Source organism: Microbacterium sp. LEMMJ01 (assembly GCF_002114135.1).
Taxonomy (GTDB): Bacteria; Actinomycetota; Actinomycetes; order Actinomycetales; family Microbacteriaceae; genus Microbacterium.
Genome location: NZ_NCTV01000026.1, coordinates 1 through 12,343 on the forward strand (window position 1 = coordinate 1; position 12,343 = coordinate 12,343).

At 69.8% G+C, this 12,343-nt stretch carries 12 protein-coding genes and 1 pseudogene; 6 read left to right on the forward strand and 7 right to left on the reverse strand.

The genetic code is table 11. From position 1 onward, the window contains the following. The 3 genes and pseudogenes from B7W94_RS08080 to B7W94_RS08090 form a co-directional block, all read right to left on the reverse strand. Positions 1-239, reverse strand: a pseudogene (locus B7W94_RS08080) (ATP-grasp domain-containing protein); the annotation flags it as partial. Further along, positions 239-1,285 (reverse strand): response regulator, encoded by a 1,047-nt coding sequence (locus tag B7W94_RS08085; protein ID WP_025103737.1) that lies wholly within the window; start codon positions 1,283-1,285, stop codon positions 239-241. The gene B7W94_RS08085 and the pseudogene B7W94_RS08080, both read right to left, overlap by 1 nt. A gap of 138 nt (positions 1,286-1,423) precedes the next feature. Beyond that, positions 1,424-1,735: a DUF2277 domain-containing protein gene (locus B7W94_RS08090; protein WP_025103736.1), complete on the reverse strand. Its 312-nt coding sequence runs from the start codon at positions 1,733-1,735 to the stop codon at positions 1,424-1,426. Between the two features lie 100 nt (positions 1,736-1,835). Here B7W94_RS08090 and B7W94_RS08095 point away from each other — a divergent pair, with 100 nt between their 5' ends. After that, complete coding sequence (locus tag B7W94_RS08095; protein WP_085605835.1) at positions 1,836-2,246, forward strand: hypothetical protein; 411 nt, start codon at positions 1,836-1,838, stop codon at positions 2,244-2,246. Positions 2,247-2,318: 72 nt separating this feature from the next. Here the strand turns inward: B7W94_RS08095 and guaB are convergent, their stop codons facing one another. Next, positions 2,319-3,821, reverse strand: coding sequence for an IMP dehydrogenase (gene guaB / locus B7W94_RS08100; RefSeq protein WP_025103734.1), 1,503 nt, complete (start codon positions 3,819-3,821; stop codon positions 2,319-2,321). 316 nt (positions 3,822-4,137) lie between these two features. Here guaB and B7W94_RS08105 point away from each other — a divergent pair, with 316 nt between their 5' ends. From B7W94_RS08105 to B7W94_RS08120, 4 genes are read left to right on the forward strand one after another with little or no spacing between them, the layout of a single operon-like run. Continuing rightward, positions 4,138-5,424, forward strand: a complete 1,287-nt coding sequence (locus B7W94_RS08105) for a branched-chain amino acid ABC transporter permease (protein ID WP_085605837.1) — start codon at positions 4,138-4,140, stop codon at positions 5,422-5,424. A 3-nt stretch (positions 5,425-5,427) separates the two neighbouring features. Continuing rightward, the gene (locus B7W94_RS08110; protein ID WP_025103732.1) at positions 5,428-6,405 is read left to right on the forward strand and encodes a branched-chain amino acid ABC transporter permease; all 978 of its coding nucleotides are present in this window, start codon (positions 5,428-5,430) and stop codon (positions 6,403-6,405) included. Beyond that, complete coding sequence (locus tag B7W94_RS08115) at positions 6,395-7,393, forward strand: ABC transporter ATP-binding protein (protein ID WP_025103731.1); 999 nt, start codon at positions 6,395-6,397, stop codon at positions 7,391-7,393. The genes B7W94_RS08110 and B7W94_RS08115 overlap by 11 nt, the downstream gene beginning before the upstream one ends. Next, positions 7,390-8,157 (forward strand): ABC transporter ATP-binding protein, encoded by a 768-nt coding sequence (locus tag B7W94_RS08120; RefSeq protein WP_025103730.1) that lies wholly within the window; start codon positions 7,390-7,392, stop codon positions 8,155-8,157. Before B7W94_RS08115 ends, B7W94_RS08120 begins: the two co-directional genes overlap by 4 nt. Positions 8,158-8,222: 65 nt before the next feature. On the opposite strand, the gene B7W94_RS08125 is transcribed toward B7W94_RS08120, so the two are convergent. The 3 genes from B7W94_RS08125 to groES form a co-directional block, all read right to left on the reverse strand. Continuing rightward, the gene (locus B7W94_RS08125) at positions 8,223-9,479 is read right to left on the reverse strand and encodes an ABC transporter substrate-binding protein (protein WP_025103729.1); all 1,257 of its coding nucleotides are present in this window, start codon (positions 9,477-9,479) and stop codon (positions 8,223-8,225) included. A 144-nt stretch (positions 9,480-9,623) separates the two neighbouring features. Then, positions 9,624-10,556, reverse strand: a complete 933-nt coding sequence (gene rarD / locus B7W94_RS08130; protein WP_085605838.1) for an EamA family transporter RarD — start codon at positions 10,554-10,556, stop codon at positions 9,624-9,626. Positions 10,557-10,687: 131 nt separating this feature from the next. Beyond that, on the reverse strand, positions 10,688-10,984 hold the full coding sequence (groES, locus tag B7W94_RS08135; protein ID WP_017203655.1) for a co-chaperone GroES: 297 nt from the start codon (positions 10,982-10,984) through the stop codon (positions 10,688-10,690). Positions 10,985-11,134: 150 nt separating this feature from the next. Here groES and B7W94_RS08140 point away from each other — a divergent pair, with 150 nt between their 5' ends. Beyond that, complete coding sequence (locus tag B7W94_RS08140) at positions 11,135-12,340, forward strand: class I SAM-dependent methyltransferase (RefSeq protein ID WP_085605840.1); 1,206 nt, start codon at positions 11,135-11,137, stop codon at positions 12,338-12,340. Positions 12,341-12,343 lie beyond the last annotated feature (3 nt).

The window sequence follows — 12,343 nt, forward strand, 5'->3', positions numbered from 1 at the left end:
GTGGAGMCCACGAGGTCGMGACCGTCCTCGGCGACCATCCGCGCGATCGCCGGCACGAAGTCCGCGTCCCGCCCCGGGGGAACCAGACGACGCTGCGCCGGCGGGACGAGGTAGATGCCGCTCGCCCAGCCGTCCATGTCGGCCGCGAAGACCGTCAGATCGGACCGGCGCAGCAGGGAGCGGATCACCGCGACTCCGGCGGGGCCCCCGGCTCCGGTGACCAGTACGCGCTTCGTCATCAGCTCTCCCGTCGGGTCAGTTCATGGGCGCCGATGAACTCGGCGGTCTCGCGCACGACCTCCAGCGGCTCGACGGCCACGCCGCCGCCGAACCGCGACCAGTAGCGGGCGGTGGCCGTGACGAACTCCGGCGCGAGGTACTCCCGGTTCGCGGCGGCCTGGGACTGGAAGCACTCCAGCAGCCGCAGCTTGTCGTCGAGGAAGCGGTCGATGCGGACGAAGCGCGTGGGCCGGTAGTCGATGGTCGCGGAAGGGCTCTGGTAGCACGCGACCGTGCCGACGCGGCGCGTCGCGACGATCGTCGCCTCGTTCACCGCGCGGTGATCCTGGTGGCGGTCATGGTGCGAGTGCGTGTAGACGATGGTCGGCTGGATCTCCTGCACGACCTCCTCGATGAGGCGGACGGTCGACCCGCCACCGGAGATCTCGGTGTCGACCAGGTCTTTCACGAACAGCCGGGCGCCCACCTGCTCGGCGGCGGCGAGGGACTCGTGCTGGCGGCTGTCCGCATCACCGCCGCGCGCACCGCGGGAGAGCGTGAGGATGGTGATGCGATCGCCGGCGGCCGCATGGGCTGCGAGGATGCCGCCGACACCGATCTCGACGTCGTCCGGGTGCGCTCCGATCGCGAGGACGACCTCACCGGTCTTCGCCTCCGCTGTCCGGCGCCGGGACTCCTCGACGAGCCGGGTGACCGACTCCACGAGCCGGGCGTTGTCGAGCGGCTTGGTGAGGAACTCGTCGGCCTGCGCCCGGAGCGCGGAGACGGCGTACTCGACCGAGACGTGCGCCGTCATGACGATGACCGGCACGGTGGGCATGAGGCGGCGCAGCTCCGCGAGGAGCTCCAGGCCGCTGAGTCCCGGCATCTCGATGTCGGTGACGACGACGTCGGGTTTCACCGCCGCAGCTTTCTCGAGCGCCGACCGGCCGTCGTCCGCGAGATCGACGACGCAGCCCGCACGCCTTTCCAGGACGGTCTTCACGAGCAGGGCGACGTCGTGGTCGTCGTCGACGACGAGGATGCGAGGGGGGACCTCAGCCATGTACAGCTCTCCTTGGGGAGATTCCCTGCCGAGGGGATTCGGCGGTGCGACCGCGGTGCCTTCATCACCGGGCCGCAGGGAAAGTCGAGCGGGGTACGTCGATTCTGGCACAGGGCTCCACCCCCGGCCCGCAGCGCTTCAGCCCGCGCGCGCCGCCCGCTTCTCCTCCTGGTAGAGCCGGATCGCCTCGTACCGCTCCGCCGATCGCGCCCGCCTCTTCGCCGCCTGCTCCTCGCGGTTCTTGGGCGGCGCCGAGGTCACGAGATCATCGAGCAGCCGCCGCGTGGCCACGGCGATCTCGGCCACCGCGCGATCGAAGACCTCACGGTTCGCCCGCGACGGCGCCGTCGTCCCGGAGATCTTGCGGACGAACTGGAGCGCAGCCTCGCGGCACTCCTCGTCGGTGGCCGCGGGCTCGAGGTTGTTCAGAGGCACGATGTTTCGGCACATACCGGCACCGTACGCGCGGCTCACGGGCCGCGAAAGGGGGATGGCATGCCCGTCCCGCCGTCGCTACGCTCTGGGCTACGACCGGAACCGAGGAGAGATCATGACCGACGCACCGCCGCCCGACGCCCCGCCGCCCTACAACCCGCCGCCGCCCAGCAGCACGCCCTCGCCGTATCCCGCCGCCTCCGCTCCCCCGCCCGGCACCGCCTCCGCGCAGGACGTGCCGACGTCGCCCCCGGGGCGGGTGCTGTCGATCATCGGCCTCGTGCTGGCGTTCCTGCTGCCGCCGGTCGGCCTCATCCTCAGCATCATCGCCGCCGTGCAGCTCGGCAAAGCGAAGGCTCCCAAGGGCATCGCGATCGCCGGCATCATCGTCGGCGCCGTCCTGACGATCTTCGCGATCATCGGCATCATCCTGCTGGCGACCGTGCTGGCCGGCGTGATCGGGACGTGCGCCGAGCTGGGCCCCGGGGTCTGGGACGTCGGCGGCGTCACCTACCGCTGCGGCTGACCGCACCGCGAACGGCGAGGGGCCGGATGCAGCGCATCCGGCCCCTCGTGCGTCCCCCTGCGGGGGTCGCGGTCACTTCTTGTAGTTCGGCGCCTCGACGACGATCTGCACGTCGTGCGGGTGCGACTCCTTGAGCCCGGCCGAGGTGATGCGCACGAACTTGCCGCGCTGCTTGAGCTCCTCGATGGTGCGGGCGCCGACGTAGAACATCGACTGCCGCAGGCCGCCGACGAGCTGGTAGGCGACGGCCGAGAGCGGGCCGCGGTAGGGGACCTGGCCCTCGATGCCCTCCGGGATCAGCTTGTCGTCGCTGGGCACGTCGGCCTGGAAGTAGCGGTCCTTCGAGTAGGACGTCTGCTTGCCGCGCGTCTGCATGGCACCGAGCGAGCCCATGCCGCGGTACTGCTTGAACTGCTTGCCCGACTGGAAGACGATCTCGCCCGGCGACTCGTCCGTGCCGGCCAGGAGCGAGCCGAGCATCACGGCGTCGGCACCGGCGACGAGCGCCTTCGCGATGTCGCCCGAGTACTGCAGGCCGCCGTCGGCGATCACCGGGACGCCGGCGGGGCGCGCCGCGAGCGAGGCCTCGTAGACGGCGGTGACCTGCGGCACGCCGACACCGGCGACCACGCGGGTGGTGCAGATCGAGCCGGGGCCCACGCCCACCTTGACCGCGTCGACGCCCGCGTCCACGAGCGCCTGCGCGCCCTCGCGGGTGGCGACGTTGCCGCCGATCACGTCGATGTGGGCGAACGACTCGTCGGCCTTGAGGCGCTTGACGAGGTCGATCACTCCCTGCGACTGCCCGTTGGCGGTGTCCACGACGAGCACGTCCACCCCGGCGTCGCGGAGGGCCTCGGCGCGCTCCCACGCGTCGCCGAAGAAGCCGATCGCCGCGCCCACCCGCAGGCGGCCCTGGTCGTCCTTGGTGGCGAGCGGGTACTTCTCGCTCTTGTCGAAGTCCTTGATGGTGATGAGGCCGGCGAGCTTGCCGTCCTCGTCGATGAGGGGCAGCTTCTCGACGCGGTGCTTCGCGAACAGCGCGATGACCTCGCCCGCGGCGACGCCGACGGGGGCGGTGACGAGGTTCTCCCTCGTCATGACGTCCTTGACGAACGTGCTCTGACGCTCGAAGCCGGAGACGAAGCGCATGTCGCGGTTCGTGATGATGCCCACCAGGCGACCCTCGTCGTCCACGACCGGGAGGCCGGAGATCCGGTACTTGGCGCACAGCGCGTCGACCTCCTCCACCGTCGCGTCCTGCGTCGTGGTGATCGGGTCGGTGATCATGCCGGACTCGCTGCGCTTCACGCGGTCGACGTGCGCGGCCTGGTCGGCGATCGAGAGGTTGCGGTGCAGGATGCCGATGCCGCCCTCCCGGGCCATGGCGATCGCCATGCGGGATTCGGTCACCGTGTCCATCGCGCTGGAGAGCAGCGGCGTCGCGACGGAGATCCGTCGGGTGATCCGGGACGACGTGTCGGCCTCACTGGGGATGACGTCGGTGTGCCCGGGGAGCAGCAGCACGTCATCGTAGGTCAGTCCGACGAAGCCGAAGGGATCGTGCTGGTCCATGGAATCTCCTCCTGCGCGAGTGGCGCGGATCCGGGTGCGAATGGGGGGTCGACGTCGGCCGGTGCGCGGGCGTGACCCGTATGGAGATTCTAAGCGAGACACGCCCGAGAACATTCCCAGGGCCCTGTCGTTACCGGACCGTTGGCCGGGACGATAGGTGATTCGCCGATCGCCCATTACGCTCAAGTGCGTCGTCCATCCCCGCGGTTCGACCCGAGCCCGCGGAGACAGCACTCACAGTGGAGGTTGCGTGGGACCCACAGCACTCGCCGGACCGCGAAAGCGCCCTTGGGCCTTCGCCTTCTTCGGAATCCTGATGGCGCTCGCGGCATCGCTCCTGCTCCCTCCCTCAGCGGCCTCCGCCGAGACCACGGACGACGGACAGGAGGTCACCGACTTCTACTTCGCCGGTGTCGTCACCAACGGCGACGAGCCCGTCGAAGGCGTCGTCATGACGATCGAGGGCAACGGCTTCGACGCCGAGACCGAGACGGACGCCGAGGGCAAGTGGCGCCTCTACGTGCCGGAGAAGGAGACGTACACCCTCACGGTGGACGAGTCCACGCTTCCGGACGGCGTGATCGTCGACGCGACGCAGCTTCCCGAGGGCATCCAGCCCGTCGCCGGCACCACCGCCTCGTTCGAGCTGGAGTTCGGTCTCACCGGGACGAAGATCGTCAACCTCTTCCTCGGCGAAGGCGAGCGGGTGACCGTCTCCTTCCTCGATCAGCTCCTGTCGCGCCTGGTGGGCGGTCTGAACTTCGGACTCCTGCTGGGGCTCGCCTCGATGGGCGCCGCGCTCATCTACGGCACGACCCGGCTGTCGAACTTCGCGCACGGCGAGATGGTGACGTGGGGTGCGGTGATCACCCTCGTCGTCACCTCCTTCTGGCAGCTCCCGCTGTGGGCCGGCATCATCGCCGCGGTCATCGGCGGCGCGGCGCTCGGCTGGGCGCTGGACGCCGGCATCTGGAAGCCGCTGCGCCGCCGCGGTCTGGGCGTCGTCCAGCTCATGATCGTCAGCATCGGCCTCTCGCTGGCCCTGCGCTACGGCCTGCAGTACATCATCGGCGGCAACACCTACCAGCTGCCCGGCGCGAGTCCGGAGCCGATCCGCCTCGGTCCGATCTCCCTGTCGTACATCGACATGATCGGCATGGCCACGAGCATCATCGTGATCCTCGGCGTCGCGTTCTTCCTCACCCGCACCCGCACCGGGAAGGCGACGAGGGCGATCTCGGACAACCCGCAGCTCGCCGCCGCCTCCGGCATCGACGTGGACAAGGTCATCCGCGTCGTCTGGATCCTCGCCGGCACCCTGGCCGCGATCTCCGGCATCCTCTGGGCATACTTCCGCCCCGGCGTGAAGTGGGACATGGGCATGCAGATGCTGCTGCTGATGTTCTGCGCCATCACGCTCGGCGGTCTCGGCTCCGCGATCGGCGCGCTGATCGGCTCGATCATCGTCGGCCTCGCCGTCGAGGTCTCCACGCTCCTCGGAGTGCCGACCGACCTCAAGTACGCCAGCGCCCTCGTCGCGCTGATCATCATCCTGCTCGTGCGACCGCAGGGCATCCTCGGACGCAAGGAAAGGTTGGGCTGACGCATGGACTTCGGAAGCATCTTCGGCAACACCGCCTCCTACCTGTTCAGCCCGACAACGATCGCCTACGCGCTCGCGGCCACCGGCCTCGCGGTGCACTTCGGGTACACGGGTCTGCTCAACTTCGGCATGGCGGCGTTCATGGCGATCGGCGGCTACGGCTACGCGATCTCGATCCTCACCTTTGGATTCCCGTGGTGGCTGGGCGTACTCGTCGGCATCACCGGCGGCGCGCTCTTCGCCCTGCTGCTGGGCATCCCGACCCTGCGGCTGCGCGCCGACTACCTCGCCATCGCGACCATCGCGGCCGCCGAGGTCGTCCGCCTGATGTTCGTCACCGAGCTCTTCAAGGACTGGACGAACTCCGCGGGCGGTCTGTCCGGGTACCACCAGAGCTTCCGCGACGCCAACCCCTTCCCCCCGGGGACCTATGGCTTCGGCCCGTGGACGTACAACGCCAACGACCTCTGGGTGCGGGTGTTCGGTCTGCTCACGCTCGCTCTGACGATCCTCGTGGTCTGGGCGCTCATGCGCAGCCCGTGGGGCCGGGTGCTCAAGGGCATCCGCGAGGACGAGGACGCCGTGCGCTCGCTCGGCAAGAACGTCTTCGCCTACAAGATGCAGGCGCTCGTGGTGGGCGGTGTGATCGGTGCGCTCGGCGGCATCGTCTTCGTCCTGCCGTCGGCGGTCATCCCCGGCAGCTACTCGACGTCGCTGACGTTCTTCCTGTGGACGATCCTGCTCCTCGGCGGCGCGGCCACGGTGTTCGGCCCGACGCTCGGCGCCGTCCTGTTCTGGGTGGTGTTCGCCTTCCTCGGCGCGCTCCTCCCCGCGATGGCCACGGCCGGCTACCTGCCCATGACGAGCGCTCAGGCCGACGTGGTGCGCTACATCCTCATCGGCATCGTGCTGATGCTCATCGTCGTGTTCCGCCCGCAGGGCATCCTGGGGAACAAGAGGGAGATGACCTTTGTCAAGTGAGAACGACGCGGCCGTCACGCCCGCGAAGAGCGCTCCCCGCGCCAAGACCACCGGCCTCGCCGCGGGTCCCGCCGCCCCCGGAGTCAAGAAGGTGGACCCGATCCTCGTCGTGGACGCCGTGCAGCGGCGCTTCGGCGGCCTCACGGCGGTCGACGTCGACCACCTCGAGATCCCGCGCGGCGCCATCACGGCGCTCATCGGCCCCAACGGCGCCGGCAAGACCACGCTGTTCAATCTCCTGTGCGGCTTCGACAAGCCCAACAGCGGCACGTGGTCCTACGACGGCAAGAACCTGTCCGGCATCCCGTCGTTCAAGGTCGCCCGGATGGGACAGGTGCGCACCTTCCAGCTCACCAAGTCGCTGTCGCTGCTGACCGTGCTGGAGAACATGAAGCTCGGCGCGAAGGACCAGCGCGGCGAGGGCTTCTGGGCAGGCCTGTTCCCCTTCCTCTGGCGGAAGCAGGAGCAGGAGATCGAGCAGCGCGCCCACGAGCTCCTCGTGCGCTTCAAGCTCGACGCCAAGGAGCAGGACTTCGCGGCGTCGCTCTCCGGCGGGCAGCGCAAGCTGCTGGAGATGGCCAGGGCCCTCATGAGCGACCCGAGCCTGGTGATGCTCGACGAGCCGATGGCCGGGGTGAACCCCGCCCTCACGCAGTCGCTCCTCGATCACATCCTCGACCTCAAGGACCTCGGGATGACCGTGCTCTTCGTGGAGCACGACATGCACATGGTCCGTCACATCGCCGACTGGGTGGTCGTGATGGCCGAGGGGCGCGTGGTGGCCGAGGGGCCGCCGGAGACCGTCATGGAGGACCCCGCGGTGGTGGACGCCTACCTCGGCGCCCACCAGGACGTGGACCTCGGCGCCGTCACCGGCCGTCTCCCGGTGATCTCCGACGCCGACGCGGAGCGCATCCGCGAGCAGATCGAGACCGAGGTCGAGGCCGAGGTCGAGGCCGAGGACGCCGCCGAGGAGGGCAAGGCATGAGCACCGCAACCCCCGCCGAGGGCGCCGCCCGGGCCGACGACGTGGTCGTCGAGCTGAAGGACGTGCACGCCGGCTACCTGCCGGGAGTCAACATCCTCAACGGCGCCAACCTCGTCGCCCGCCAGGGTGAGCTCATCGGCATCATCGGCCCGAACGGCGCCGGGAAGTCGACGCTCCTCAAGGCGATCTTCGGCATGGTGAACGTCCGCGAGGGCGACATCACGGTCAAGGGTGAGAGCATCGTCGGTCTCAAGGCCGACAAGCTCGTGCGCCGCGGTGTGGCCTTCGTGCCGCAGACGAACAACGTGTTCCCGTCGCTCACCATCCAGGAGAACCTGGAGATGGGCCTCTACCAGAACCCGAAGATCTTCGCGGAGCGACTCGAGTTCGTCAGCAGCATCTTCGCCGAGATCGGCAAGCGCCTGAAGCAGCGGGCCGGCTCGCTCTCCGGCGGTGAGCGGCAGATGGTGGCCATGTCGCGCGCGCTCATGATGGACCCCTCGGTGCTGTTGCTGGACGAGCCGTCCGCCGGTCTCTCCCCCGTGCGACAGGACGACGCCTTCATCCGCGTCTCCGACATCAACAAGGCGGGCGTCACGACGATCATGGTCGAGCAGAACGCCCGCCGGTGCCTGCAGATCTGCGACCGCGGCTATGTGCTCGACCAGGGCAAGGACGCCTACGAGGGCACCGGCCGGGAGCTGCTGAACGACCCGAAGGTCATCGGCCTCTACCTCGGCACCCTCGGGACCGACGCGGCCTGAGACGCGGCCCCGGAACGACGAAGGCCCCGGATGCCGAAGCATCCGGGGCCTTCGTCGTCGCTGCGTTACTTGATGCGCGAGGTGACGTTCTCGGAGTCGAACTCGTAGACGCCGATGGCAGCGCCCTTCGGGTCGTTGTTCTCGTCGAACGTGATCTCACCGGAGAGGCCGTCGTAGTCCGGCGTGCCGCCGTCGTTGATGATCGCGGCGCAGTCGGCGTAGTTGTCGCACTTCTCGCCGTCGCCGTCACCACCGGAGACGGTGATCATCTCCGCGGCGATGTCCGGGCCTTCGACCGAGCCGGCCTTCAGCGCGGCCAGAGCGATCAGCACCACGGCGTCGTACGCCTCGGCCGAGTACGTCACGGCGTCGATCGGGTCGTTGCCCTCGGCCGTCCAGACCGCGTTCAGCTGGTCGAGGAAGTCCTGCGGAAGCTCGGCGCCGGCGCGGGTGCCCTTCGAGCCCTCGAGGCTGACCGACACGTCCGCACCCCAGTCCTTGAGGTTGCCGTCGACGAGGTACAGCGACCCCGTGTCGACCCCGGCGTTGCCGAGCAGCGGCGCGATCGTGGCGAACTGGTCGTAGGAGACGACGGCGACCGCATCCGGCTTGGCCGCGGCGATCTCCGAGACCTGGGCGTTGAACTGTCCGTCGCCCTGGTTGTACGAGGCGTCGGCGACGACCTCGCCGCCGGTGCTCTCGAAGGTGGCCTTGATCGCCTCGAACAGCCCCGTGCCGTACGGGTCGTTCTGGTAGATGATGCCCAGCGTCTTGTGACCGTCCTCGGCGATCTCGTTGCCGAGCACCTCGCCCTGCAGGTTGTCGCTCGGCGCGGTGCGGAAGTACAGCGGGTTGATGCCCGTGAAGTCCGGCGAGGTGTTGGACGGGGACACCGTCAGAATGTCGGCACCCGCGTTGCCGTCGAGGATGAGCTTGGTGACGCTCGAGGACGCCGCGCCGATCATGGCGGTGATGCCGTCGTTGCGCAGGTTGGTGATGGAGGTCTCGTAGGCCTTGTTGTCGAGGTCGCCCTCGTCGGCCGTGCTGAGGTCGATCGTGATTCCGGCGTCGGCCTCGTTGATCTGGTCCACGGCGAGCTGGACGCCGGCCTCCATCGGCGCGCCCAGGAACGCGAGCGTACCGGTGGCGGGCAGCAGCGAACCGAGCTTGAGCGTCAGGTCGGCGGCGGGCTTGTCGCCACCCCCGTCCGACGGCTCCGCGTTCGGCGTGCTGCTGCAGCCCGCGATGATGAGGGCGGAGGCGCTGACCAGCGCGATCCCGGCGAAGATCCTCGCGCTGCGCGAGCCCTTCAGTGCGTTCATGATGCTCCCTTGCGTAAACGAACGTGGATGGTGACCACAGTCGGGTGCTCTAACACTAGGGCGTGCGCCCCGCGCGCAGGAGGGGCAAGTATCTCGGTGCGTTAACGATCCAGGACCGCTGTTTCCGCCGGTGGGCGGGCGGGATCAGAGCCCCGCGGCGGGGGTGTCCCGACGGCCGCGCCGTGCGGCGAGGAGCAGATCGACGACGAAGACCGCGATCGCGATCCACACCAGGACGAACCCGATCCAGCGCTCCGGCGGCATCGGCTCGTGCAGCACGACGACCCCGATCACGAACTGGAGGATCGGGGTGAGGAACTGCAGCATGCCGATGACGGCGAGATCGACGCGACGTGTGCCGGCCGCGAACAGCAGCAGAGGGACGGCCGTCGCCACTCCCGCGAACGCGAGCAGCACGGCATGCGGCCAGCCCGCGGTCCCCATGGTCAGGCCGGCCGGCGTCGTCGCCACGATCACGAGCTGCACCACCGCGATGGGGATCAGCCAGAACGACTCGAGCGTCAGCCCGCTGACCGCGTCGACGGCGGGGCCGATCTTCTTCTTGATGAGCCCGTACAGGCCGAAGGAGGCCGTGAGCGTCAAGGCGATCCAGGGGACGTGGCCGTACGCGACGACGATGACCACGACCGCGATGGCCGCGATCCCGACGGCCACCCACTGCAGCCGGCGGATGCGCTCCTTGAGCACGAAGACGCCGAGCAGCACCGTCGTGATCGGGTTGATGAAGTAGCCGAGCGCCGTCTCCACCACGTTCCCGCTCAGCGTGCCGAGGACGAAGACCTGCCAGTTGACGTAGATGAGGAGGCCGGCCAGGGCCGTCCACCCCAGCAGCCGCGGACTCCGGACGATCGCGAGGAAGGCGGCCCATCCCCTCGTGACCGTGAGCAGCAGGAGACAGAAGACGAAGGAGAGCAGCACCCGCCAGGCGACGACCTCCCACGGACCGGTGGGCTGCAGCAGGAGGAAGTAGAGCGGCAGGACGCCCCACAGCAGGTAGGCGCTCCCGGCGTAGGCGACGCCCGCCGTCCGGGTGGCGCGGGTCGTCTCAACGGTCACCGCACAACCCTATGCCTGCGCCGCCGGGCGACGCGCCGTTCGGGACGCAGAAGAGGGCCCGGATGCCGAAGCATCCGGGCCCTCTGCGGACCGGGTTCCCGTCCGGCGCGCGGAGGGAACCGGGTGTGCGATCAGCGGACGACGACCGCCAGGACGTCGCGAGCCGACAGGACGAGGAACTCGTCCGCGCCGAACTTCACCTCGGTGCCGCCGTACTTGCTGTAGAGCACGCGGTCGCCGACGGCGACGTCGAGCGGAACGCGGTTGCCGTTGTCGTCGATACGGCCGGGGCCGACCGCCACGACCTCGCCCTCCTGGGGCTTCTCCTTGGCGGTGTCGGGGATGACCAGGCCACTCGCGGTGGTCTGCTCGGCCTCGACCTGCTTGATGACGATGCGGTCCTCGAGCGGCTTGATGGAAACCGACACGGTCTACCTCTTCTTTCTTGACGCTGACACGAAAGACTCGTTCGCACTCTCAACCCGAGAGTGCTAATGCCAGTGTAGGCGGTCGGCTGGCACTCATGCAATGCGAGTGCCAACCCCGGTCCGGCGGCCACCGGGTCCTAGGGTGGGAGGGTGGAGATGTCCGAGCTGCGCGCCCTGCTGACCCCCGCCGGCCTCGAGCTGCTCGATGCGCTCGGACCGGTCACCTCCACCGCCGAGGCGGCCGCAGCCGTCTCCCGGCTGCGCGCCGCCGGCCACTCCCCCGACCTCGTCTCCGCCGTCGTCGGCCAGGCGCACCTGCGCGCCAAGGCCACGGCGAAGTTCGGTCCCTTCGCCGCCCGCATGCTCTTCACCCGCGCCGGCCTCGAGCAGGCCACCCGCCTCGGGGTGGCCGCCCGCCACGCCCAGCGGATCCGCCGGGCCGGCCTCACGAGCGTCGCCGACCTCGGCTGCGGGATCGGCGGCGACGCCCTCGCGTTCGCCGGCGCCGGACTGGTGGTGCACGCCGTGGACGCCGACGAGGTGACCGCGGCCCTCGCCGCCTACAACCTCGCCCCGTTCGGGGAGGACGCCACAGTGCGTCACGCGACCGCGGAGGAGGCGCTCGGAGAACCGGTCCCCGGCCAGGCGATCTGGATGGACCCCGCCCGCCGCACCTCCGGGCACAGCGAGACCCGGCGCGTCTCCGCCGACGACTACTCGCCGTCGCTCGACTGGGCGTTCGCCGTCACCGCGCAGCGCCCCACCGGGATCAAGCTCGGCCCCGCCCACGACCGCGACGCCCTGCCCACGGACGCGGAGACGCAGTGGGTCAGCGCCGACGGGAGCGTGGTCGAGCTCGTGGTGTGGTCGCGCGAGCTCGCGAGGGAAGGGGTGCGGCGCTCCGCTCTCGTCATCCGCGGCGAGCGCTCGCACGAGCTCACCGGATCCGCGGATGCCGAGGACGCGCCGGTCCGTGCGCTCGGGGCCTTCCTCCACGAGCCGGACGGGGCCGTCATCCGGGCCCGGCTCATCGGCGACGTCGCCCGCAGCCTCGACGCGGGGATGCTCGATCCGCGCATCGCGTACCTGACCTCGGACGCCGCCCTGACGAGCCCGTTCGTGCAGTCCTTCCGCGTCCGGGAGACGCTGCCGATCACGCCGAAGACGATCAACGCGGCCCTGAAGACCCACGGCATCGGCCGCATCGAGATCAAGAAGCGCGGGGTGGACGTCGATCCGGCGGCCTTCCGGCGCAGGCTGACCCTGCGCGGCGACGCCGAGGCGACCCTGATCCTCGCCCGGTTCGGCGATCAGCGCCGCGCGATCCTCGCCGACCGGGTGCCCGCCGCGGACTGAGAG